Source organism: Traorella massiliensis, from assembly GCF_900104665.1.
Classification (GTDB): domain Bacteria; phylum Bacillota_I; class Bacilli_A; order Erysipelotrichales; family Erysipelotrichaceae; genus Traorella; species Traorella massiliensis.
In genome coordinates this window covers 540,338-563,444 of the sequence record NZ_LT629968.1, presented here as the reverse complement: position 1 = coordinate 563,444, position 23,107 = coordinate 540,338, and the positions used below count along the sequence as shown (strand labels likewise).

The following is a 23,107-nucleotide window of genomic DNA, read 5'->3' as shown; positions in this document are numbered from 1 at the left end:
AAAAAAAGACTCACAAGAGTGAGCCGATCATCTGGCAGCGAGTTATCTTCACAGGGGCAGGCCCGGCTATTGTCACCGTGCAAGTGCTTAACTTCTGTGTTCGGGATGGGTACAGGTGTGTCCACTTGGCTGTCGCCACCAGATCTCTGAGGTCGTTCCCTCAAAACCGAATAACAGCTGATTTGATCTTCCTTCTGTGATTAAGTCCTCGACCTATTAGTATCAGTCAACTCCGCATATCGCTATGCTTCCATCCCTGACCTATCTACCTGATCGTCTTTCAGGGGTCTTACTACTTGCGTATGGGAAATCTCATCTTGGAGGCGGCTTCGTGCTTAGATGCCTTCAGCGCTTATCCGTTCCCTTCTTAGCTACCCAGCTGTGCATCTGGCGATACAACTGGTGCACCAGCGGAAGGTCCATCCCGGTCCTCTCGTACTAAGGACAGCTCTCCTCAAATTTCCTGCGCCCACAACAGATAGGGACCGAACTGTCTCACGACGTTCTGAACCCAGCTCGCGTACCGCTTTAATGGGCGGACAGCCCAACCCTTGGAACCGAATTCAGCTCCAGGATGCGATGAGCCGACATCGAGGTGCCAAACCTCGCCGTCGATGTGAACTCTTGGGCGAGATCAGCCTGTTATCCCCAGGGTAGCTTTTATCCGTTGAGCGACGGCCCTTCCATTCGGCACCGCCGGATCACTAATCCCGACTTTCGTCCCTGCTCGAGTTGTCGCTCTCGCAGTCAAGCACCCTTCTGCATTTGCGCTCGCCGATTGATTTCCAACCAATCTGAGGGTACCTTTGGGCGCCTCCGTTACTCTTTGGGAGGCGACCGCCCCAGTCAAACTGCCCGCCTGACACTCTCCCTCTCCCGGTTCACGGAAGCAGGTTAGAACTCCAATCACACAAGAGTGGTATCCCAACAGCGACTCCTCCTGCACTGGCGTGCAGGTCTCTTTGTCTCCCACCTATCCTGTACATATGTGATCAAAGCTCAATATCAGGCTGCAGTAAAGCTCCATGGGGTCTTTCCGTCTAGTTGCGGGTACCCGGCATCTTCACCGGGACTAAGATTTCACCGAGTCTGCTGCCGAGACAGCGCCCAAATCGTTACTCCTTTCGTGCGGGTCAGAACTTACCTGACAAGGAATTTCGCTACCTTAGGACCGTTATAGTTACGGCCGCCGTTCACCGGGGCTTCAATTCAGTGCTTCGCTTCCGCTGACACATCCTCTTAACCTTCCGGCACCGGGCAGGAGTCACCCCCTATACTTCGTCTTGCGACTTTGCAGAGAGCTGTGTTTTAGTTAAACAGTCGCTTGGGCCTCTTCACTGCGGCTCTTCTGAGCTCCCCTTCTTGCGAACGTACGGGGTCATTTTGCCGAGTTCCTTGGCAACAGTTCTCTCGCTCACCTCAGGCTTCTCGCCTTGCCCACCTGTGTCGGTTTTGGTACGGGCCGCTGCAGGATTAACACTAGAAGCTTTTCTTGGAAGCCGGTATCATCCCCTTCGCTACTTGCCGAAGCGTTCGCTCCACATCACATCTCTGCATTGACGCACGGATTTGCCTGTGCGCCTGCTCCTATGCTTGTCCCGCAATCCGTTAAGCGGGGCAGACTAACCTTCTCCGTCACTCCTTCATTCCTACGCGGGTACAGGAATATCTACCTGTTGTCCATCGACTACGCTCTTCAGCCTCGTCTTAGGTCCCGACTTACCCAGGGCGGACGAACCTTCCCCTGGAACCCTTAGGCTATCGGTGTGCAGGATTCCCACCTGCATCTCGCTACTCACACCGGCATTCTCACTTCCATGCGATCCACCGCTCCTTCCGGTACGGCTTCCGCTCCCATGGAACGCTCCCCTACCTCTTACTGTCTCCAGTAAATCCGCAGCTTCGGTAATATGCTTAGCCCCGGTACATTTTCGGCGCAGGGTCACTCGACTAGTGAGCTGTTACGCACTCTTTGAAGGGTGGCTGCTTCTGAGCCAACCTCCTAGTTGTCTGTGCATCCCCACATCCTTTTCCACTTAGCATATATTTTGGGACCTTAGCTGGCGGTCTGGGCTGTTTCCCTTTCGACCATGGACCTTATCACCCACAGTCTGACTGCCGGATATAATGCACGGCATTCGGAGTTTGATTGCATTCAGTACCCCGGGATGGGGCCATCATGCATTCAGTGCTCTACCTCCGCGCATCTCTTCTCCGACGCTAGCCCTAAAGCTATTTCGGGGAGAACCAGCTATATCCAGGTTCGATTGGAATTTCTCCCCTAGCCACAATTCATCCGCCAACTTTTCAACGGGGGTCGGTTCGGTCCTCCATTGAGTATCACCTCAACTTCAACCTGATCATGGCTAGATCACCTGGTTTCGGGTCTACCGCACCGTACTTGCGCCCTCTTCAGACTCGCTTTCGCTTCGGCTCCGCATCTCCTGCTTAACCTCGCACGCTACGGTAACTCGCCGGTTCATTCTACAAAAGGCACGCCATCACCCCTCAACGGGCTCTGACTTCTTGTAAGCATACGGTTTCAGGTTCTCTTTCACTCCCCTCCCGGGGTTCTTTTCACCTTTCCCTCACGGTACTGGTTCTCTATCGCTCACTGGCGAGTATTTAGGCTTGCCGGATGGTCCCGGCGGATTCCGGCTGGGTTCCTCGTGCCCCGCCGTACTCAGGATCCTTCTCGAGCGCTCCGACTTTCGCTTACGGGGCTTGCACCTCCTGTGGCCGGCCTTTCAATGCCGTTCTGCTAGTCTTCGCCGTCTCTTATCTGAAGTCCTACAACCCCAGAGCTTCCTCTGGTTTGGCCTCCTCCGTGTTCGCTCGCCGCTACTTGCGGAATCATTCTTATTTTCTTTTCCTCCGGGTACTAAGATGTTTCAATTCCCCGGGTTGCTCTCTCGCGGGCTATGTATTCACCCGCGGATGGCAGCGCATTGCCGCTGCCGGGTTCCCCCATTCGGATATCCACGGATCCTTGCGCTCTTACCGCTCCCCGTGGCGTTTCGCCGTTTGATGCGTCCTTCCTCAGCTGCCAGTGGCCAGGCATTCACCGTACGCCCTTATTAACTTAATCACCTTAAGTCTTCGTTTTTTTCCAAGGTTTTCTCCTTGCCGCTTACCAATTTCCTTTGGTTTCTTGAGTTACTGTTTTCTAACTGTTCTCGATTTTCATCTCCAACTATTTCAGAAAGATCATGTTTTCTATATCTATCTTCTGTTATTCGGTTTTCAAAGAACGACTTCCTGAAAGAGCTTCGCTCTCTCAAAACTGAACAAGAAACTTCTCCGTGCTTTCTCCTTAGAAAGGAGGTGATCCATCCCCACGTTCCCGTAGGGATACCTTGTTACGACTTAACCCCAGTCATCGATCCTACCTTCGACGGCTTCCTCCTTGCGGTTGGACCACCGGCTTCGGGTATTATCAACTCCCATGGTTTGACGGGCGGTGTGTACAAGGCCCGAGAACGTATTCACCGCGGCATGCTGATCCGCGATTACTAGCGATTCCGACTTCATGAAGTCGAGTTGCAGACTTCAATCCGAACTGAGACGGCCTTTCCGAGATTCGCTTGCAGTCGCCTGCTCGCAGCTCTTTGTAGCCGCCATTGTAGTACGTGTGTAGCCCAGGCCATAAGGGGCATGATGATTTGACGTCATCCCCACCTTCCTCCGGTTTGTCACCGGCAGTCTCTCCAGAGTCCCTAACTTAATACTGGTAACTGAAGACAAGGGTTGCGCTCGTTGCGGGACTTAACCCAACATCTCACGACACGAGCTGACGACAACCATGCACCACCTGTGCGGGATATACCTATCTCCCTGTCTCCAGGGCCTTTATCCCCATGTCAAGGCCTGGTAAGGTTCTTCGCGTTGCGTCGAATTAAACCACATACTCCACCGCTTGTGCGGGCCCCCGTCAATTCCTTTGAGTTTCACACTTGCGTGCATACTCCCCAGGCGGAGAACTTATTGCGTTAACTGCAGCACTGAGTCTCCCCAACACTTAGTTCTCATCGTTTACGGCGTGGACTACTAGGGTATCTAATCCTATTTGCTCCCCACGCTTTCGTGCTTCAGCGTCAGTTGCAGGCCAGCAGACCGCCTTCGCCACTGGTGTTCCTCCATATATCTACGCATTTTACCGCTACACATGGAATTCCATCTGCCTCTCCTGCACTCCAGCCGACCAGTTTCCAAAGCTCGATGGGGTTGAGCCCCACAATTTTACTCCGGACTTAATCCGCCGCCTACGCACCCTTTACGCCCAATAATTCCGGATAACGCTTGCCACCTACGTATTACCGCGGCTGCTGGCACGTAGTTAGCCGTGGCTTTCTGGCAGGGTACCGTCACTCATGAAGCATTCCCTCTTCATGCCGTTCTTCCCCTGCAACAGAGCTTTACAACCCGAAGGCCGTCTTCACTCACGCGGCATTGCTCGGTCAGGGTTCCCCCCATTGCCGAAAATTCCCTACTGCTGCCTCCCGTAGGAGTTTGGGCCGTGTCTCAGTCCCAATGTGGCCGTCCACCCTCTCAGGCCGGCTATGCATCATCGCCTTGGTGGGCCGTTGCCCCGCCAACTAGCTAATGCACCGCAGATCCATCTGTCAGCGTCGTGTCCCGACTTTAATAGAAAGAAGATGCCTCCTCTCTACCTATCCGGTATTAGCAGACGTTTCCATCCGTTATCCCGGTCTCACAGGCAGGTTGTCTACGTGTTACTCACCCGTTCGCCACTCCTTCCGCACAGAGCAGGCTCTGTCCTTCAGGCGTTCGACTTGCATGTATTAGGCATGCCGCCAGCGTTCATCCTGAGCCAGGATCAAACTCTCCATTTGATTGACTCTTTATGAACGAACTTGCGTTCGCTGTTTCCTTTTTCTGTTTCTTTCGAAATTGACGTTTCTTGTTCAGTTTTCAAAGACCGTGCGCTCTCTTGCGAGTGCTTGTATATAATACCACCTCCCCCTCCCTCTGTCAATATTTTTTTTACTTTTTTTGTTTTTTTTCATTTAATATTTACGAATGGAGTTAATCGGTAGAATTGTTTTATTTACAATTTATATTTTAATATATTTTAATATATATTATATATATAAAAAGCAGTCTACACTGCTTTTTTAGTTTTCATCCTCTTTTCTTACATAGCCGCAGACATCATAATTTGCACAATTAGGACTGCATGCTTTTCTTGCCGCCTTTCTTACTTCACTTGGAATAAATGATGTAATTTCATCATCATCATAACCTACGACCAAATTAGTTTCATTCAATATAATAGGTCTTTTCATAATACTAGGATTTTCACGAATAAATTGAACTAATTCATTTAATCCCATATCATCTAGATTCACATCCATTTCCTGAAAAACTTTTGAACGTGTAGAAATGATGTCCTCTGTTCCATTTTCAGTTCTCGACAAAAGATATTTGATTTCATCCTCTTTCAGCAATGTAGTAAATATGTTTTTCTCAACGAACTTTAAGTCATTATCCTTGAGCCATTGTTTGGCCTTCCTACAAGAAGCACAGCCCGGAGATGTATATAAAATAATCAAGCACATCCCTCCTTTATTTTAATTATATATGATAATAAAATAATTTCAATCGTTTTTCTCACTTGTTTTTTCAAAAAAAAACGTGTATCATATTAATAAAGCTATGAAAAAACGAAGTAAGATATTTTGGGACATTCAGAGATATTCCGTTAGGTGAGAGGAATACAAAGAAATATCTGAAATTGGGGTTTTGGAGCATTTGCTGGCACAAGTTAGCAAACGGTAAATCCGTTATCTTAGAGTGGCTCTTATATGAGCAAATCGGGTGGTACCGCGTATTTTTACGTCCCAGTATGGGGCGTTTTTTATTTAGGGAGGAATTTTATGAAAAGAATGTTGAGTGGCATCAAACCAACAGGTAAGCTAACCTTAGGAAACTACATTGGCGCAATTCGAGAATTTATTAAATATCAGGATGAATATGAAATGTTTATTTTCATCGCTAACTTGCACGCCATAACTGTGCCTAACGATCCAAAAGAATTAAGAAAAAATACCAAAGATTTGATTGCCCTATATTTGGCCTCTGGCCTTGATCCAGAAAAAGTAACTTTATTTCTTCAAAGCGATATTCATGAACATGCTGAGCTTGGCTGGATGTTAACTTGTCATTCATATATGGGAGAATTACAGCGCATGACCCAATATAAAGATAAGGTAGCTAAAGGCGAACAGAATCTAACAGCAGGTTTATTTACTTATCCTTGCTTAATGGCAGCTGATATCTTACTTTATGACGCTGACTATGTGCCAGTAGGAATCGATCAGAAACAGCATGTTGAATTAACAAGAGATATAGCTATCCGCTTCAACAATCGCTATGGTGAAACCTTTGTTGTTCCTGAACCACTTGTAACGAAAGTAGGTGCCAAGATCTATTCACTAACAGAGCCTACAAAGAAAATGAGCAAGTCTGAAAATGATGATAAGAGCACCATCTATCTTTTGGATGATCCAAAGCTTGCTAGAAAAAAAATCATGTCAGCTGTCACTGATTCAGTTGGCATCATCCAATATGATCCAGAAAATCAGCCAGGCCTCGCCAATCTGCTTACAATCCAATCTGCTTTAAGTGGTGAAGCTATCGATTCTATCGTAGAACGCTATCAAGGCAAAGGGTATGGCGAATTAAAAAAGGAAATTGGAGCTACTGTTGAAAATTTCTTAACTGAACTGCAAGCCAAATATCGTGATATTTTAGCGAGTGGCATCTGTGAAAAAGTACTTGCAAACGGCAAGGAACAAGCACAAGCCGTAGCCTTTAAAAAAGTAAGAAAAGTAAAAAAGAAATTAGGCTTCCAGATTTTCAATTAATCACCTCATAAAGGTGATTTTTTTTAAACAAAAGAAAGGAGCGAACATTCGCTCCTTATTCTACACTGATAATAAAAGAATACACTGGCTGTCCGCCATCAATCACTTCTACTTCCACATCTGGATAATGTTCTTCCAAATATTCTTCGATTTCACTGCATTCTTCTTCACTAACATCTTCGCCTGTAAACAGTGTTACCAGTTCACTATCTTCATCAATCATATTTGAAAGCAAATAACGGGTACTAGCTGTTTTATCAGGAAGCGATACAATGATATCTTTTTCCTTGATACCCATATATTCATTTTCTCTAATTTCAAGTCCCTCATAAGTAGTATCTTTGATTGCGAAAGTTACCTGACCTGTTTTCACATGTTCTACTGCTGCCATCATATTTTCACGATTTGTCTGTGCATCTACTTCCGGATTGAAATTAATGAGAGCTGCATAACCCTGTGGAATTGACTTCGTTGGTAAAACGATCACCTCAACCTGATCCGCATCACAGATGCTTTCGGCCTGCTGAGCCGCCAATACAATATTAGAATTATTTGGCAATACAAAGATATGACGTGCATTACATGAATTAATGGCTTCCACAAAATCTTCAGTAGAAGGGTTCATCGTCTGACCGCCGCTGATCACTACATCAGCTCTAAGCTCTTTAAAGACTTCCGTTAAACCTTCTCCAGCAGCAACAGTAATGATCGCATATTCCTTTTCTGGATGATCCTTAAATTCTTCCTTTGCGTTAACCATGATGTTTTCATGCTGAACAGACATATTTTCAATTTTCAGCTTTAAGAATTCACCATAGCGCTGTCCAAGATTTAAAGCATCTCCCGGTGTCAATGTATGAACATGCACCTTAACAATATCATCATCCTGAACAACTACTAATGAATTACCAATTCTTGATAACGATTCTTTTAATGCATCTTCTTTGAACGTCTTCATACCTTGGTCGCTCAATTGAATGATAAACTCAGTACAATAACCAAATTCTTCACTTTCTACTGCACTTTGAGCACCTTCAACTGCACTGGCTTCACTTCTTTCCAGAAATTCGCCTCTTAAAGCCATCGCAAAACCTTGTAGTACCAATAGAAGACCCGCTCCGCCACTATCAACAACGCCTACTTCTTTAAGCACTGGTAAAAGTTCCGGAGTTCTCTTTAATGATTCATCGGCTTCTTTCACTAAATATTCCAGCACTTCTAATGGTGTTACATCTTCCTTACCTGTTGCAAACGCTAAAGTATAGTCCGCTGATTCACGGATCACCGTTAAAATCGTACCTTCTACTGGACGCATAACTGCTTTATAAGCAACTCGAGACCCATTGACGAAAGCTTCAGCCAATTCTAAGCCATTAATATCCTTCTTTCCATCAAAGCTCTGATAAACACCTCTGAAAATCTGTGACAAAATGACACCTGAATTTCCTCTGGCACCCATCAAAAGTCCTTTAGAAAGCCTTTTCGCAATTTCGTCTACACGATCTGACCCGCAAGCCAGAGCATCTTTAACACCAGCTGAAAATGTCATCGACATATTCGTTCCAGTATCACCATCAGGTACCGGGAATACATTCAAAGCATCGATATCTGTATAATGATTGCCTAAATGGATGGCGCCATTTTCAATCATTCTCTTAAATGTTAACGCATCTATCTTTTCCATAATCCACCTATTTCATCATCTTAACGCCTTGAACGTAAATATTGATATTGCCGAATTCCAGTTCAAGCGATTTTTCTAAAACATATTTTACTTTTTTCTGTACTTCATGAACAACTTCGCTGATCTTTACGCCATGACTTACAATAATATATAGATCCAAATCAAGATGTCCTTCGTTTTCATGCACGATAACACCTCTTGAATAGTTTTCTTTTTTCAAAATCTCAGCTAATCCATCCTGAAATACTTTCTGGCTAGCCATCCCAACTACACCATAACACTCTGTAACGACTCCACCTGCCAGTGATGCAATCGCTTCTATCGCAATATTAATATTTCCATATTGCGTACTCTTTGAAATAGACATACAAATTCCTCCATTTTATATTATTATAAACCATTTATCATGTAAAGGCAAAGTTTACTCGCTATTTTGTGGATTTTCTTCGCTTGAAGTATTGATACAATCTGTATTTTGCTTAATAATATTTCCACTGTATTCATCCATAAAAAGGCAAACATGTGTTCCTTCAAGCTGAGGTAAAATCTTCTTATAGCTATTTAATAAATAAATACCCTTGTAACTCGTTGTAATCCGATTGCCATCATTCATGACGATTCTGACCATATTGGCATTATAGCTTTCCGAATGTGGCAGGATTTCGCTTACCATTGATAAAATCTCTGTATCTACATCCTCAAAACCATCATCAAGCATTTGGAGCTGTTCATCCGTAAACTCGCCAAGTCGAGGTACATTTTGAAGTTCGATATCATTAATAGTCTGCATCCCAGTGCCTTGTATCAGAATTTGCGATGGATCACTATTTAAATAACCAATAATCTTTTCTTCTTCAACTGTAATCGTAAAGCCACCTTGAAGATCTTTACTTAAAGAAGCATCTTTAATGAGTGGATCTTGTTCAAGAAGATGATTGACCCAAAAGCGTATGGTCAGCCAATATGAAGAGTGGTAATCCAACTGTGCTTTTTCTAATATTTGTTCATCTGAATAATAAATATTATTCAACACTGTCAGTGATTTTACCTTTGACATATCACTAAATAGATATAAAATCAAAAGACACAGGGCACTAAGAAGAAAAACGAGACGTATCAGTTTTCGTTTTCTTTTTTTTCGGCGCTTTTTTTCAGCTTGCCGAAGCAGTTTTTCCTCAATGCTTAAGATCTTCTCTTCCAATTAAAACACTCCACTTCTGCTTTCAGAAAAACATTAAATTTCTCATAGACAGATTTTTGAATCAATTCTATCAGATCATAGATATCCTGTGCTTTCGCTTCCCTCTCATTCACAATAAAATTCGCATGCTTTTCACTCACCTTAGCACCATTGATACACTTTCCTCTTAATCCGCTCTCTTCGATATACTTCCATGCCGGCATATCTTCCGGATTTTTAAACACACTGCCTGCACTTGGTTTATCCAATGGCTGAGATGCCATACGACGCTGACGACGACTGTCCATTAATTCCTTGATTTCAAGCGGATCTTTGGGTGTCAGATGGAAGCGAACTGCAAGAATGACCCAATCCGGATTTCTTTTGAAAATGCTGTTTCGATAAGAAAATTCGCATTCTTCGACACTCATCCATACACAGTTTCCTTCTTTAAGAACCCAAACAGCTTCAACCACATCTTTCATTTCACTTTTATAGGCTCCCGCATTCATAAAGCAAGCACCACCAACTGTTCCCGGAATACCACTTGCAAATTCAAGTCCGCTTAAACCTCGTTTCATCGCCTCATGAGCAAGATAGATAATACTTTGTCCGGCATAAACACTCACCTTATTTTTTTCAAATATAACTTCATTAAAGTATCTGTCTAAGCAAATCACCATGCCATCATAATCATCATCACTCACCAATAAATTGCTTCCTTTACCAATGATCTTTGTTTTGATCTGGTTTTCCTTTGTCTCTTTTAAAAGACGCATTAAAGCAATTTCATTTTTAGGATAAACAAAATAGCGTGCCTTGCCTCCTACCTTATAGGTTGTATGCAAAGCCAACGGTTCATTTTCTAATACATCACAATATTCATTTAAATGGCTGATCCATTCATTCATTCTCTTCACCTTACCAATTCTTCGATCCAGTCCAGCATATCATCACTGGCATTAGGAAATCCAGCCGCTCGGGCATTCTTCTTCATTTCATTTTTTAAACGTTCATTTTTTAATATTCGTGATACTTTTTCGAATAAAGTATTCGCATTTAGATCTTTTTCTTCAATCATGAAAGCACATTTCTTCTCAACCAGCACACTTGCATTGTAAAACTGATGGTTATTTGCGACATACGGTGATGGAATCAAGATACTTGGAATTCCAAACGCTGTAATTTCCGCTGCTGTTGTAGCTCCAGCACGGCAAATAATACAATCAACTTTTTCAAGAATTGCCAGTTGATCGACATATTCCACAACTTTGATATTATCACGCTTCATTGCCTTGCTAACCGTTTCATAATTGCCTCTGCCACACACGAAAAGAATTTGATTTTTTGAATCAATTTCCGGCAATGCCTGTATCATAGCTTCATTAACACTAGTAGAACCTAATGAACCCATCACAACTAAAAGCAGAGGCTTAGAAGGATCTAAATTCAAAGAGTTATAATATTCCTGATCAAAAGGATGTTTTTTCACAATACTTGCTCGTGGATTTCCCAAAAGCCTTGTCTTGCTTCGATCACATTCATCAAAACATTTTTCATAACAGATAACGATCGCATCTGCAAATTTCATACATAACTTATTTGCCTTACCAACGATAGAATTTTGTTCATGAAGCATGGTTTTCACTTTTCTAGTATGCGCAGCCATCATGACCGGAGCACTGACATATCCTCCAAAACCAATTGCAATATCCGGTTTGAAATCTTTTACGATTTTTAAAGCTTTAACATAGGAAGTGCTCATTTGTCCAAGAGCTTTAAGCTTGTTTAAGATATTACCACTCAACCCACTAGCTTCTAATCCGATAAACCGATAACCGTGCTGGGGAATTTCTTTTGATTCCATCCGATTTTTATTTCCTACAAACAGTATCTCGCAGTCTTCATATCGGCTTCTCGCAGCATCTGCTAAAGCCAGTGCAGGATAGATATGTCCACCTGTACCTCCTGTTGCAATCAAAATCCTCATGAAATACACCTCTTGTGTATTATAGCACGTGTCATCACATTTTTGAATGAGAAATACTAGAAATAAATTTTGCAGTTTACTTTATTTGTCTTTTTTAATCAGTTCAAAATTGTTATTATTCATATTCTTTTTAATCACTCAATTTTTTCTATATAATTATCAAAATATGAATCATTCTTTTATTGACCTGTAAATATCTATTCAAAAAAATAAACTCTTAAAGCGTTCTGACTTTAAGAGTTTAGTTGATCCTCCTTGCTTAAATGTTAATCACAGCTTCTACACCTTCATGAATTGCTTGAATAGCTCGACGTGGATTCACGGCATCACCGACTACCTTGTATTCTACTGCATGTTTTTGACAATATTCTTCGATCCAGGAAGTTGGATTTGACTTGCTTCCTACAGCAAGTACGACACTGTCACATGGGATTTCTTTTATTTCACCTTTCTGGTCAACCCATACACTGTTTGAAGTAATCTTCACACACTTTGAATCAGTAACCGTTTTTATGCCTGAAGCCGCTACATGAATCAAAATATCTGTTTTTCTTCCTGCACCTACATCTTTCGCAACACTATCCTGCATTTCTATTACGGTAACTTCGTTGCCTTTTTCACGTATATATTCCGCTACTTCCAATCCTACAAGACCGCCGCCAGCAACTACTACATGACCTTCAACGGTTTTTGTACCATTAAGCACATCGACAAAATTGTAAACATTATTACCCTTCACTCCCTCAATATCTGGAATGAGCGGGCTTGCACCAACAGCAGCTATAACCACTTCTGGAGCAAAGCTTTCTAAATACGTTTTATCTACAACTGTATTGTATTCAATTTTTACTCCAGCTCGCTGCAGCTGCTTTTCACGTTTTATAGTCGCAGCTTCAATTTCTTGCTTGCGTGGTGCTTTTCCAGCAAGTAAGAACTGACCTCCCAGCTTATCACTAGCCTCAGCAAGAGTCACATCATGTCCTAACGTATGGGCCATCATTGCTGCTTCCATACCGCCGACTCCGCCACCAATGACAAGTACTTTTTTAGGATCAGATACTTTTTTAAGGGCTGCAAATTCAGCTTCTTTTCCTACTGAAGGATTTCTAAGACAGGTAATTGGCGCTCCGATCAGACAATTTTCATAACATCCCTGATTACATCCAATACAATTTAAGATATCCTCAACATTGCCGGCTTTTGCTTTATTACAGAAATTAGGATCGGCAATTTGGGCTCGTCCCATTACAACCATATCTGCTTTATCTTCGGCTATGATCGATTCTGCTAAATCAGCATTATTGATACGGCCTACGGCTATTGTTGGCATTTTTGTTGCTTTGCGAATCGTTGCGGCATTATCAACATTAAATCCTCTTGGAATATCAAGCGGTGGTACTTCATAGCGCATAGCACTTGTTACTATATTTCCGCGTGAAACATCCAAAACATCAACTCCTGCCGCTTTTGCCATCTTACAAAATTCAATGACATCTTCGATACTCAATCCCCCTGGCAATTCATCATCTTTAGCTGGGACCCTCATAAAAATTGGCATATCCTCAGGAATGTTTTTTCTGATCTCACGAATACTTTCAATTGAATACCTGGCTCTATTTTCTAATGATCCGCCATATTCATCATCACGACGATTAAAAGCTGGCGAAAGGAAAGAATGTGGAGAGTAATTATGCGCTGCATGAAACTCCACACAGTCAAATCCAGCTTCAACAGCACGTTTTGCGGCTTCTCCAAAAGCTTTTACAATCTCATGAATCGTCTCTTTACTAGCCCCTGGAAGCACTTTGCCTTCACCTAAAGGTAAATCACTTGGCATAACGATCACTGAACCTGGTGTTTGACTTGCTGCCAAACCACCTTGCCATAACTGAATACAAGCTTTCCCGCCAGCAGCATGAATGCTCTCTGTCAGCTTTTTTAATTGCGCAATATAACTATCATCACTGATCTGAAGCATACGGAAGACGCTTCCTGGTTTCCATACAGCTACAGCCTCTGTAACAATTAAACCGCATCCTCCTTTTGCTCGTGCAGTGTAGTAGTCAATTCCCTGATCAGAAAGATATCCGTCATCGCTGCAGAATCTTGATCCCATCGCAGGAAAAACAACTCGGTTTTTCAGATTCAATCCACGAATCTGAATCTCACTAAATAAATGATCGTACATGATCGTTCCTCCTTTATCTGTATGTTAATATTTTAACAAAGATGCTTTTCATTATCGTTGTTATATTATACAATATTATTTACTAGGATATTGGAGGATTATACAAATGAATGATGATCTTAATAATATTAAAAACTTATTCAATTTACTGGCCAACCACCATTCGTTAAAAGAAATCGTAGAAGAAGGTTCACGCATCTTAGGTAACCCTTTGATGCTAATGGACGCAACTATGAATCTTTTAGCGGTCTGCAGTGATGAAAACATTGAAGATGAAATTTGGAATGATTTTTTAGCCGGCAATTCCCGTTCAAAAGAATATAGTGATGAAAAAGAAGTCATACACAGCATGCAGCAAGTCATGTTTGGAAATGAACCGATCCTGACGCAGTATCAGGCTCATCAGATGAGACGAATCGTTAGCAAAGTAGCTTGTGAGGGCAAAATCCTCGGATATATCGTCTGTTTGGAACATAAAATGAAATTTAGTGAAAATATATTCGATTTAACTAAACTGGTATGCGATGCCTTTGCTGTTGAATTACAGCGTTCAGCAAATAGACCAATCATTGAAGAAGATTATAAAAAAGTCCTGCGACAAATCTTAACAGACAAAAAGATTTATTCTCATAAATTTTTAAGCACCTTATTTGATTATGAAAAAGGATCATTTTTCATGGTTTCTGTTCCCTGTAATATGACCTCTGAATCAAAGCTCCTCTATCTTCAACAACATTTCAAAAAACTCTCTCCCCATTCTTTTGCCGTTGATTTAAGAAATGAAATAGCAGTATTGATCAATACATCAACAAATAAACTTGATTTTTTAATAAGAAGATATGCCTCTATTCTTGAAACCCATAATTATAAAGCAGGTTTTAGCAGTGCTTTTTCAAACATCCAGGAAATCTATGATTATTACCAGCAAGCCAAAAGAGCCGTTAGCGTTGGACATTTTGTAGATCATCGAACCATCTTTTACTATCCAGATATCATGGTTGATGATATGTTGAACACATTAGCCGAATACAGTGATTTAAAACAATATTGTTCTTCTGCTTTATCATTGCTCCAGCAATATGATAAAAAATATGGAACAGAATATTTAAAAACAATTCATATGTTTTTACTTTGCTGTGGCAATATAACCAATATGTCAAAAGAAATGTATACCCACCGAAATACGATCGTTCATCGTCTAAAAAAAATTGAAGAAATTTGTGATATTGATCTAAATGATCATGAAACAAGATTAAAACTGGCATTAAGCATAAAAATTGATCGATTACTTTCAAGAAAAGAAAAATAATATGAATTTATTTTCTTGAATGAGAAATACCTGAAATAAATCCTAACATTGTCATTATTACGACAAATGAGCTCCCGCCATAAGAAAATAGCGGCAAAGTAATGCCCGTCACTGGAAAAGCACCTACCACAACACCCAAATTAATCCCCACTTGAATTGCAAATAGTGAAATCATTCCAATTCCCATATATCCTTCAAAAGATGAATCTGCCTGAATACTGATTTCAACTCCCTTATATACGATCAAAAAAAACATGAGGATCAAGGCTGCTCCTCCAATAAATCCAAATTCTTCTGCAAAGATTGAAAAAATAAAATCTGTTTGAGGTTCAGGGAGATAAAACTGTTTTTGAATGGATGTATTGAATCCTCTTCCTAACAAGCCACCTGGCGCTATTGCATAAAGAGATTGAATCATTTGAAACCCGCTGCCTAAAGGATCTTTCCAAGGATCCAGAAAAGAAGTAATTCGCTCTAACCGATATGGTGCCGATAAAATTAAAGCCGCTAAAGCACCTATCCCCATGATACCGCCCTTGATAAAATAGGAATAGGGACACCCCGCCACAAACACCATCACGATAATACTGCAAAGCATGACGATACCACTTCCAAAATCCGGCTGCAGCATGATCAAGCCAAAGCCTCCTAAAACAATAAGAAGCAAAGGAAACAAATCTTTTATAAAGGATATAATTCGTTTTTTCTTTGATAAATAATGAGCACTTGTCAGGATCATCGCAAACTTCAAAAATTCTGAAGGCTGTACATATAAACTCGCTACTTTAAACCAGCTGCGAGATCCATTACGTTCTACTCCAATTCCAGGAATCAGCACAAGGATCATAGCTGCTAATGTGATTAACATGATCCAGCGATGATATTTTTCTATTTTATTTAAATGAATCTGACTGGCTATGATATAACCAATGCCACCAATGCACGCAAATATGATCTGTCGCTTAATGAAATACGCACCATCCTGATATTTGAATTGTGCCCACATCAATGATGCGCTATACACTTCCATAAGTCCTAAAAACATCACTGCAAAAACAAGGATCGTAAAAAGATATGTTTTTTTATGAAACACAAACCACCTCATTTTATTATATTCGCCTCATTTTTGAAAAATGTTAAAAAAAGATTGCATTCACAATCTCTTTATTCAATAGGTGCCTGCCAGAATCTTCCTTCCAAGGCCTGCGTTTTGATAACATTGACAAAGGCATGCTCATCAACCTGATGTACCAGTCTCATGACATCTTTAAGCTGCTCATTAGAAACTACCGTATAGAGCATCGTTACATTTTCTTTTAAATAACAGCCAATACCTTCAAAACGTGTCACACCATGATGCGTATAAACCAGAAGCTGATCTTCAAGCTCATCTGCTTTGGTAGTCATGATATTCAATGTAACTTTTTTATATTTCACATGCATCACTGAAACGACTTGTGTCGACACAAACTGGAAAATGATCGAATATAAAGCCCCATCCCATCCAAACTGAGCTCCAGCTATCACAAGCATAATGACATTAAATCCCAAAACATAATTCCAGCTTTCAGTGTCAAAGCGTTTAGAGATATACATTGCCAAGAAGTCGGTTCCGCCTGAACTTGCTCCTCCTTTTAATGTAAGACCAATAGATGTTCCACTTAAAATTCCTCCAAAAACCGCAATCAGCAGTGGATCAATCGTTACTGTCTGCTGGGGAATGACATCTACCAGAAAGCCTGATAAAGCAATTACAGCACATGAATATAACGTAAACTTCTTTCCTACCATTTTAAATCCGACAAAAGCCGGAAAAAGATTTAATGTATAGTTTAAAAGAGAATATGGCAGTTCAACACCTGTATAGCGTTCAATCGTACGCTGTACAAGTACAGTCAAACCTGAAAAACCTCCTGGGAATAAATTACCGGCTCTTACAAAAATTTTAATGTTAGCCGCCATGATCAGACTTCCAAGACATATGTAAAAAACTCTTAAAAATATCTTTTTGAATTTCTTTTGATCCATATCTATCTCCTGAATTTTATATATTTGAAATCATATTATCCTCTACCAATTCAATAATTTTATCTCCTCTAAAACAAGAATGAATTTCATGACAGCGTTTCATCTGTTTTTTTATAACTCGTTTATCAATCGGTAAAACACAGCTCCACTGCTGTGCATGTTTTCTTTGAACGATTGAATATTCACAAAAAGTTATTTCAGTTTTTTCTTTATTTCCTTTTATGTCTGTTACACAATAATAATTGATCCAGCAGCATGATGGATCTCTCATACTGATAGTAGGGAAAAAAAGAATACGATTATACTCGATAAGAACAGGCACTTTTTGAGAATACCCATACATCTTTTTTATCAAATTAACCGTTGGCATAACAGGACGATAATGAGCACGAGCCATCTGATAAATCATCTTAGAAGCCTTGCATTGAGATAGTGATGTTTTTATCTCTTGATTTTGTGAATAGACGATCTCACAGCCATTCTTATTTCCTGTAATCATAAAAATATGCGTCATACTTCTCCTTTCCTTCCTAATGCAAGGAAAGCTTATTCATTAGCGACAGCCTGAACAATCAGAACCCTGACATCCAGAACAAGACTTATTTTTCATATTAGCTTCATAAACAAGAGTATCAATCACCAATGCTTCAATTTCTACTTTTGCCCCCTTAGGAAGCGCTGCTACCTGAACACAGCTTCTTGCAGGATATGGCTTTTCAAAATACTGTGCATATACTTCATTAAATTTGTCGAAATCAGCTAAATCAGTCATAAATACTGTTGTCTTCACAACATGTCGTAATTCTAAATTCTGTGTGGCTAAAAGTTTTTTCATATTCTCCAGACAGGCTTTTGTCTGAAGGGCGATCGACTCATCTATTTCATTGTTTTCATTAATAGGAAGCTGACCACTGACATATACAAAATCGCCTAATTTAACGGCAGGTGAATAAGGGCCAATAGCTGCAGGACCATTTTCTGCTTCAAAAGATTTTATAAACATACTTTCTCCTCTACCACTCTGGGTAATATTTTCCTACTTTCTCTTTCTTTTTTGTTTTCTTATGATTAAACAGATTTCTTAAAAAAATAACTAAAAAGAGCATAGGAACACTCAGCAAGATCAATATTGATAAGAAATCACTTAAATTTTCATTCATACCATTACCTCACATGTTAGTATTATACACAAACTTCACTCAGATTTCCATATTTTGAAGTGCATAATGCGTAAGATTTGTACGACAATAACATCAGGAGGTAAGTTGATGAAAACAAAATCTGAAAACAAAAAAGAAAAGTTTGTAGCTGTTCGCAAGAATAGTGATGGCACTTTAAAAGAATTTAAAACAAGTTCAGGAAAAGTGTATGATTATGAGCAAGCATTAGAAGCCGTCGAAGCCGGCAATATTGCCAATGCACTGCCTTTTACAGGAAGAGATGGCGCTCGTCATATCCGTGGTGTTAACGATGGTGATAAGAATACAAATCTTTCTAAATTAAAAGAGTTCTAAAACATGAGGGGGATATCCCCCTCTTTTAGTTTATAAAACATATATGACCTTTTGGTATACTATATGATAAGAAAATGAATGTGATCCGTCCCCAAGTTCTTATCCTTTAAAAATACAAGTCAACATTTGATTTTTATAACCAGTCTTCACCTTTAATGACTTCTACAGGACTTAATTCAGGATAGTCTAATTGTCGCAGACATTCATAGACAATGATAGCGGCACAATTAGATAAATTTAAAGAACGTGCATCTGCTTTCATTGGTAAACGCATGCAGTGTTCTTTATCTTTACGTAGTATTTCAAGAGGGATCCCTGTACTTTCTTTTCCTAAAATGAAATAATGATCTTTATCCTGAGTAAAATCAAATTCACTAGGAGCTTTTTTTCCATAGCGGGTCAAATAATAGTAATGATCACTCGGATTTTTTTCTATAAATTCTTCCCAGTTTTGATAAACATTATAGTCGCAATGTGAAATATAATCCATACCGCTTCTTCTAACAGCTTTTATATCTAAGGAAAAACCTAGTGGTTCGATCAGATGCAGATGAGCTCCGGTAGCAGCACAGGTACGCATGATATTCCCAGTATTCTGAGGGATTTCCGGTTCATATAAAACGACATGAATCATCCTATTCACGTCCTTTCAGATATTCAACACATGCCCTTAAAGCAATACCACGATGAGATACTGCATTTTTCATCTCTTCGCTCACATTGGCAAGCGTTGTGTGATATGGCGGATAGTAAAAAATAGGATCATAGCCAAAACCCTTATCTCCAAGAATACAATCATTGATTTCACCACGTACGACTCCCTTATAACTTGTCGCTGTTCCATCTTTTTCCACATAGCTGATGACACAAACAAATTGTGCACCTCGCTCTTTTCCTTTTACCGCATCAATAATATATTGATTTTTGAGATCATAACTTGTATCTTCTCCCATAAAACGGGCACTGTATACTCCTGGGGCACCATCAAGGGCATCCACCATCAACCCGCTATCATCAGCCATGACCGCACATCCTAAAGCCTGGTGCAGTGTCATTGCCTTGATCATGCTATTTTCTTCAAACGTTTTTCCTGTTTCATTGATCTCGATCTTTTCAGGAAGATCCTTTAATGATCTTACCTGATAACCTAATGGTTCCAGCATTTCTTTAAATTCTTCAACCTTATGACTATTACTTGTTGCGATTAGTATTTCCTTCATACAAAAACCTCCGCAAGTATTATAGCACATTCACATAACGGGCGTATAATTTTCTTACATTTGCAATCTTTTCAAGAGAAACACCTTGCAGATGGCTCATATCAGGACATATAAGTTTCTCTTGTGCATCATAGATTACTTTTTCATCACAGCCATATAAAGCACAAAGCTTATCTACGATCTTTGCATTAACCATAGTCTCATCATTTTCTATTAGAATGTATAACTTTAAATCAATATGCAGATAAGAAGCAACCTGACTGCTTGTTAAGCCACTGCCACAGCGAAGCTGTTTTATTCGTAAACCTAGCATATTATCACCTCCACCATCATTCTAACAGTCAACACAACATCATTTATGTGCATATATAAAAACACGCAATTGCGTGTTAAATCAAATGATAATGAAGACATGCCTGATAGATACCATCATGAGCACAGTCCGCAGTAACATAAGTTGCCTTTTCTTTAATTTCCTCAATTGCATTACCCATGGCAATGCGATATCCGGCAATATCAAACATGCTTATATCATTATAATTATCCCCAAAAACCATGATCTCATCTTTATCTAAACCTGTTAGCTGCATCAATTCTGATAATCCAACTCCCTTATTCATTCCCTTTAAAACAACATCATAACCGGTATCTGAACATCTAAGAAAAGAAAGCCACTTTGAATTTCCAAATACAGCTTCTATCTTTTCTGAGGGAGCATTGATGCTCGCACTTTGTGGCAGATCATCTTTTAGATGACGATCTTGTTTTGGGCAATCAATAAATGGATCTAAACCAATATCACTGTGAATTTGCCCCTCATACCAATCTATTTTTTCTTTATGCTGGTAGATATAAACATGGTCAATAAATTTCCATGCCAATCCAGCATCATATTGATGGGCAAACTCATTGATCTGATCCACATCTTCTCTTGTGAAATCATGACGAATGAGCACCTGCTGGTTTGCATCAGCTATGACTGCCCCATTAACTGCACAAATATAATCAAAATGTAAATCATTCAAAGCTTTTCCTAATCCATAATGAGCACGTCCTGTTGCAACTGCAATCAAAATACCTTTTTCCTGTAATTTTCTTAAAGCTTTTATCGTAGATGCATGTACACAGTTATTGTAATAATCAAACAAAGTACCATCAACATCAAACACACACATTTTAATCATGAATCTTTTCCTCATAGAGATATAAATGCTTCAGCTTTTCGATCTTTTTATCATCAATATCATATTCTTCTTTCAAATAAGTTTTAAAATCACCATATTTACCAGCAATTGCCTTCATCGTAAACATCAGGTTTTCTTTAATAACACCAAAGATTTCATCAGCTTTCGACATATCTCCGTAATGCTTTATTAACTCTTTATTTTTTTCATATAAATATACATTACTCATCATATAATCATCCATGATCACATCATCACTGACACCCAGCGTTTTTAATATCAAATACGCCCCTACTCCTGTACGATCCTTTCCTGCTGAACAGTGGAAGACAAAAGGTGTATTTTCATGAAGCATTAAATCAAACATTGTTTTATAAGCTTCATTATCAAAGGGTAATTGCACATAAACACGTTTCATATATGTAGAAAGTTCATTCGCATTATCATCTTTTAAAAGTGATCCCATATCAAAATTACTATCATATTCCTTATCATGAATAGCACTTTTATGGAAATAGCTAACACCATCTAATACATCATCTTGACATCTATTTACCTCTTCATCACTTCTAAAATCAAGAATTGCCTGAATCTTCAACTTTTTAAAATATTCTTTTTTCACAGATGTATCTAAAAGAATCGGTGAACTACGATAAAAACAGCCATATTTTACCTGATAGCCATCTTCATTCACAAAACCGCCAATATCTCTGAAATTCATAATATCTATATCTGATATGAGTGTTTCACCTACTATTCTATGCTCATCATCAAATGTCACCTCATATATAGGATGAATATCCGTTTCATTTAAGATTAGTTTTCCTTCATGAAAAACAGCTTCTTTTTCTCCTAATTTTTGAATCTTATAACGTCCTTTTCTTTGAGGATCAAATATTAACGTTTCTTTTTCTTTTATTAGTTTCATATTATTCCTCCTACAGCCAACATTATAATATTTTACTTTTAAAACTTCTACAAATTTTAAATTTAATTTTATTGAAATCATCTCAAAATACTATATAATAGTGAATATATTGGAGGAGAAGTTATCAAATGATTCAATTATTTGGATGTCCCCTTTCAATGGGGGCCAATGATGATGGCTTAAAAACAAGCCTAAAATATCTTCAGGAAAACTATGGATTAAAGATGAATGTTTTGGATGAAATCATCACAGATGAAACACATCAGCATAACTTAAAAAATCTTAACAGTATCGTGAAAACTTGTGATGCGATTGCACAATACAGTTATCACGAAATTCTTCAGAAAAATGATTTTCCTCTATTTATCGGAGGAGATCATGCGGCTGCTATGGGTACTGTTTCAGCTGCAGCCGTACATTATGGAGAAATCGGATTGATCTGGGTTGATGCACATACAGATATCAATACGGATCAGACAACAGTTACAGGTAATATTCATGGTATGCCAGTAGCTGCTCTTCTTGGCATGGGTGAAAAAAGCTTAACAGACTTTCTGAATGACGAACCAAAGATAAAAGCAGGAAATATTGTATATATCGGGTTAAGGGATGTAGATCCACCAGAAGCTGAATTCTTAAAAGAGTTAAATATTAAGCACTTTAGCTATCAAGATGTAAAGGAAAAAGGCTTAGATAACTGTTTAAAGGAATGTATTGATTATTTATCACATCTTAAACATGTACATGTCAGCTTCGATATTGATTCCGTAAATCCACTGTATTTGCCAGGTGTTTCAGTCCCTGTAAAAGATGGTTTCACACCTCACCAGGCAAATCAGATCCTCAGTGAATTAGCTATCAATTTACCTGTATCTTCAATGGATATCGTAGAGTTTAACACTGTTCATGATAAAGATGATGTAACAGCTAAATTTACAGTTCAACTGATCAATGACATGAAAATATTATTAGAAAAGAAGTACGGATAAAACGTA

21 protein-coding genes, 3 rRNA genes and 1 other annotated feature are annotated in these 23,107 nt (G+C 39.7%); of the genes, 4 read left to right on the top strand and 20 right to left on the bottom strand.

All coding sequences use genetic code 11. From position 1 onward, the window contains the following. Positions 1 to 29: 29 nt before the first annotated feature. The 4 genes from rrf to spx all read right to left on the bottom strand — a co-directional run bounded on the left by rrf (position 30) and on the right by spx (position 5,573). A 5S ribosomal RNA gene (rrf, locus tag BQ5367_RS07230) occupies positions 30 to 143 on the bottom strand. A 53-nt stretch (positions 144 to 196) separates the two neighbouring features. After that, a 23S ribosomal RNA gene (locus tag BQ5367_RS07225) occupies positions 197 to 3,088 on the bottom strand. Positions 3,089 to 3,317: 229 nt separating this feature from the next. Next, positions 3,318 to 4,853 (bottom strand): 16S ribosomal RNA (locus BQ5367_RS07220). Together the 16S, 23S and 5S rRNA genes form the textbook arrangement of a ribosomal RNA operon. Before the next feature lie 282 nt (positions 4,854 to 5,135). Then, positions 5,136 to 5,573 carry a transcriptional regulator Spx gene (gene spx, locus BQ5367_RS07215; RefSeq protein WP_071441842.1) on the bottom strand — a complete coding sequence of 146 codons (438 nt, stop codon included), beginning with the start codon at positions 5,571 to 5,573 and terminating at the stop codon, positions 5,136 to 5,138. A gap of 94 nt (positions 5,574 to 5,667) precedes the next feature. Beyond that, positions 5,668 to 5,867, top strand: a binding site (T-box leader). Between the two features lie 30 nt (positions 5,868 to 5,897). Between spx and trpS the strand changes: the two genes are divergently transcribed. Further along, entirely contained in the window at positions 5,898 to 6,887 is a 990-nt protein-coding gene (gene trpS / locus BQ5367_RS07210; protein ID WP_071441841.1) for a tryptophan--tRNA ligase, read from the top strand. Between the two features lie 55 nt (positions 6,888 to 6,942). Here trpS and BQ5367_RS07205 read toward each other — a convergent pair whose 3' ends face one another. The 6 genes from BQ5367_RS07205 to baiCD all read right to left on the bottom strand — a co-directional run bounded on the left by BQ5367_RS07205 (position 6,943) and on the right by baiCD (position 13,929). Further along, on the bottom strand, positions 6,943 to 8,571 hold the full coding sequence (locus BQ5367_RS07205) for a DAK2 domain-containing protein (protein ID WP_071441840.1): 1,629 nt from the start codon (positions 8,569 to 8,571) through the stop codon (positions 6,943 to 6,945). A gap of 7 nt (positions 8,572 to 8,578) precedes the next feature. Continuing rightward, positions 8,579 to 8,938 carry an Asp23/Gls24 family envelope stress response protein gene (locus BQ5367_RS07200; RefSeq protein ID WP_071441839.1) on the bottom strand — a complete coding sequence of 120 codons (360 nt, stop codon included), beginning with the start codon at positions 8,936 to 8,938 and terminating at the stop codon, positions 8,579 to 8,581. A 54-nt stretch (positions 8,939 to 8,992) separates the two neighbouring features. Then, entirely contained in the window at positions 8,993 to 9,772 is a 780-nt protein-coding gene (locus BQ5367_RS07195; protein ID WP_071441838.1) for a cell division protein FtsQ/DivIB, read from the bottom strand. Continuing rightward, positions 9,754 to 10,662, bottom strand: coding sequence for a UDP-N-acetylmuramate dehydrogenase (gene murB / locus BQ5367_RS07190; RefSeq protein ID WP_071441837.1), 909 nt, complete (start codon positions 10,660 to 10,662; stop codon positions 9,754 to 9,756). Before murB ends, BQ5367_RS07195 begins: the two co-directional genes overlap by 19 nt. 5 nt (positions 10,663 to 10,667) lie before the next feature. After that, positions 10,668 to 11,741 carry an undecaprenyldiphospho-muramoylpentapeptide beta-N-acetylglucosaminyltransferase gene (murG, locus tag BQ5367_RS07185; protein WP_071441836.1) on the bottom strand — a complete coding sequence of 358 codons (1,074 nt, stop codon included), beginning with the start codon at positions 11,739 to 11,741 and terminating at the stop codon, positions 10,668 to 10,670. Between the two features lie 259 nt (positions 11,742 to 12,000). Further along, positions 12,001 to 13,929 (bottom strand): bile acid Fe-S flavoenzyme BaiCD, encoded by a 1,929-nt coding sequence (gene baiCD / locus BQ5367_RS07180; RefSeq protein WP_071441835.1) that lies wholly within the window; start codon positions 13,927 to 13,929, stop codon positions 12,001 to 12,003. A 106-nt stretch (positions 13,930 to 14,035) separates the two neighbouring features. Between baiCD and BQ5367_RS07175 the strand changes: the two genes are divergently transcribed. After that, positions 14,036 to 15,238 carry a PucR family transcriptional regulator gene (locus BQ5367_RS07175; RefSeq protein ID WP_071441834.1) on the top strand — a complete coding sequence of 401 codons (1,203 nt, stop codon included), beginning with the start codon at positions 14,036 to 14,038 and terminating at the stop codon, positions 15,236 to 15,238. Between the two features lie 7 nt (positions 15,239 to 15,245). Here BQ5367_RS07175 and ftsW read toward each other — a convergent pair whose 3' ends face one another. The 5 genes from ftsW to BQ5367_RS13510 all read right to left on the bottom strand — a co-directional run bounded on the left by ftsW (position 15,246) and on the right by BQ5367_RS13510 (position 18,426). Next, on the bottom strand, positions 15,246 to 16,331 hold the full coding sequence (gene ftsW, locus BQ5367_RS07170) for a putative lipid II flippase FtsW (RefSeq protein WP_143052362.1): 1,086 nt from the start codon (positions 16,329 to 16,331) through the stop codon (positions 15,246 to 15,248). Between the two features lie 71 nt (positions 16,332 to 16,402). Further along, entirely contained in the window at positions 16,403 to 17,266 is an 864-nt protein-coding gene (locus tag BQ5367_RS07165) for a YitT family protein (RefSeq protein WP_071441832.1), read from the bottom strand. 16 nt (positions 17,267 to 17,282) lie between these two features. Beyond that, complete coding sequence (locus BQ5367_RS07160; RefSeq protein WP_071441831.1) at positions 17,283 to 17,780, bottom strand: competence protein ComK; 498 nt, start codon at positions 17,778 to 17,780, stop codon at positions 17,283 to 17,285. Between the two features lie 39 nt (positions 17,781 to 17,819). Continuing rightward, on the bottom strand, positions 17,820 to 18,269 hold the full coding sequence (locus BQ5367_RS07155) for a RidA family protein (RefSeq protein ID WP_071441830.1): 450 nt from the start codon (positions 18,267 to 18,269) through the stop codon (positions 17,820 to 17,822). 10 nt (positions 18,270 to 18,279) lie between these two features. Continuing rightward, positions 18,280 to 18,426 carry a hypothetical protein gene (locus BQ5367_RS13510; protein WP_154667085.1) on the bottom strand — a complete coding sequence of 49 codons (147 nt, stop codon included), beginning with the start codon at positions 18,424 to 18,426 and terminating at the stop codon, positions 18,280 to 18,282. Between the two features lie 108 nt (positions 18,427 to 18,534). Between BQ5367_RS13510 and BQ5367_RS07150 the strand changes: the two genes are divergently transcribed. Continuing rightward, positions 18,535 to 18,780 (top strand): DUF3892 domain-containing protein, encoded by a 246-nt coding sequence (locus BQ5367_RS07150; RefSeq protein ID WP_071441829.1) that lies wholly within the window; start codon positions 18,535 to 18,537, stop codon positions 18,778 to 18,780. A gap of 133 nt (positions 18,781 to 18,913) precedes the next feature. Here BQ5367_RS07150 and BQ5367_RS07145 read toward each other — a convergent pair whose 3' ends face one another. The 5 genes from BQ5367_RS07145 to BQ5367_RS07125 all read right to left on the bottom strand — a co-directional run bounded on the left by BQ5367_RS07145 (position 18,914) and on the right by BQ5367_RS07125 (position 22,112). After that, positions 18,914 to 19,414, bottom strand: coding sequence for a tRNA (cytidine(34)-2'-O)-methyltransferase (locus BQ5367_RS07145; RefSeq protein WP_071441828.1), 501 nt, complete (start codon positions 19,412 to 19,414; stop codon positions 18,914 to 18,916). Between the two features lies 1 nt (position 19,415). Beyond that, the gene (gene rdgB, locus BQ5367_RS07140; protein ID WP_071441827.1) at positions 19,416 to 20,000 is read right to left on the bottom strand and encodes an RdgB/HAM1 family non-canonical purine NTP pyrophosphatase; all 585 of its coding nucleotides are present in this window, start codon (positions 19,998 to 20,000) and stop codon (positions 19,416 to 19,418) included. Between the two features lie 19 nt (positions 20,001 to 20,019). Next, positions 20,020 to 20,313, bottom strand: coding sequence for a helix-turn-helix domain-containing protein (locus BQ5367_RS07135; protein ID WP_071441826.1), 294 nt, complete (start codon positions 20,311 to 20,313; stop codon positions 20,020 to 20,022). 76 nt (positions 20,314 to 20,389) lie between these two features. After that, positions 20,390 to 21,184 (bottom strand): Cof-type HAD-IIB family hydrolase, encoded by a 795-nt coding sequence (locus tag BQ5367_RS07130; protein ID WP_071441825.1) that lies wholly within the window; start codon positions 21,182 to 21,184, stop codon positions 20,390 to 20,392. Further along, positions 21,177 to 22,112 carry a tyrosine-protein phosphatase gene (locus BQ5367_RS07125; protein ID WP_071441824.1) on the bottom strand — a complete coding sequence of 312 codons (936 nt, stop codon included), beginning with the start codon at positions 22,110 to 22,112 and terminating at the stop codon, positions 21,177 to 21,179. The genes BQ5367_RS07130 and BQ5367_RS07125 overlap by 8 nt, the downstream gene beginning before the upstream one ends. A gap of 128 nt (positions 22,113 to 22,240) precedes the next feature. On the opposite strand from BQ5367_RS07125, the gene BQ5367_RS07120 reads away from it, so the two are divergent. Further along, the gene (locus BQ5367_RS07120) at positions 22,241 to 23,101 is read left to right on the top strand and encodes an arginase (RefSeq protein ID WP_071441823.1); all 861 of its coding nucleotides are present in this window, start codon (positions 22,241 to 22,243) and stop codon (positions 23,099 to 23,101) included. Positions 23,102 to 23,107: the final 6 nt, after the last annotated feature.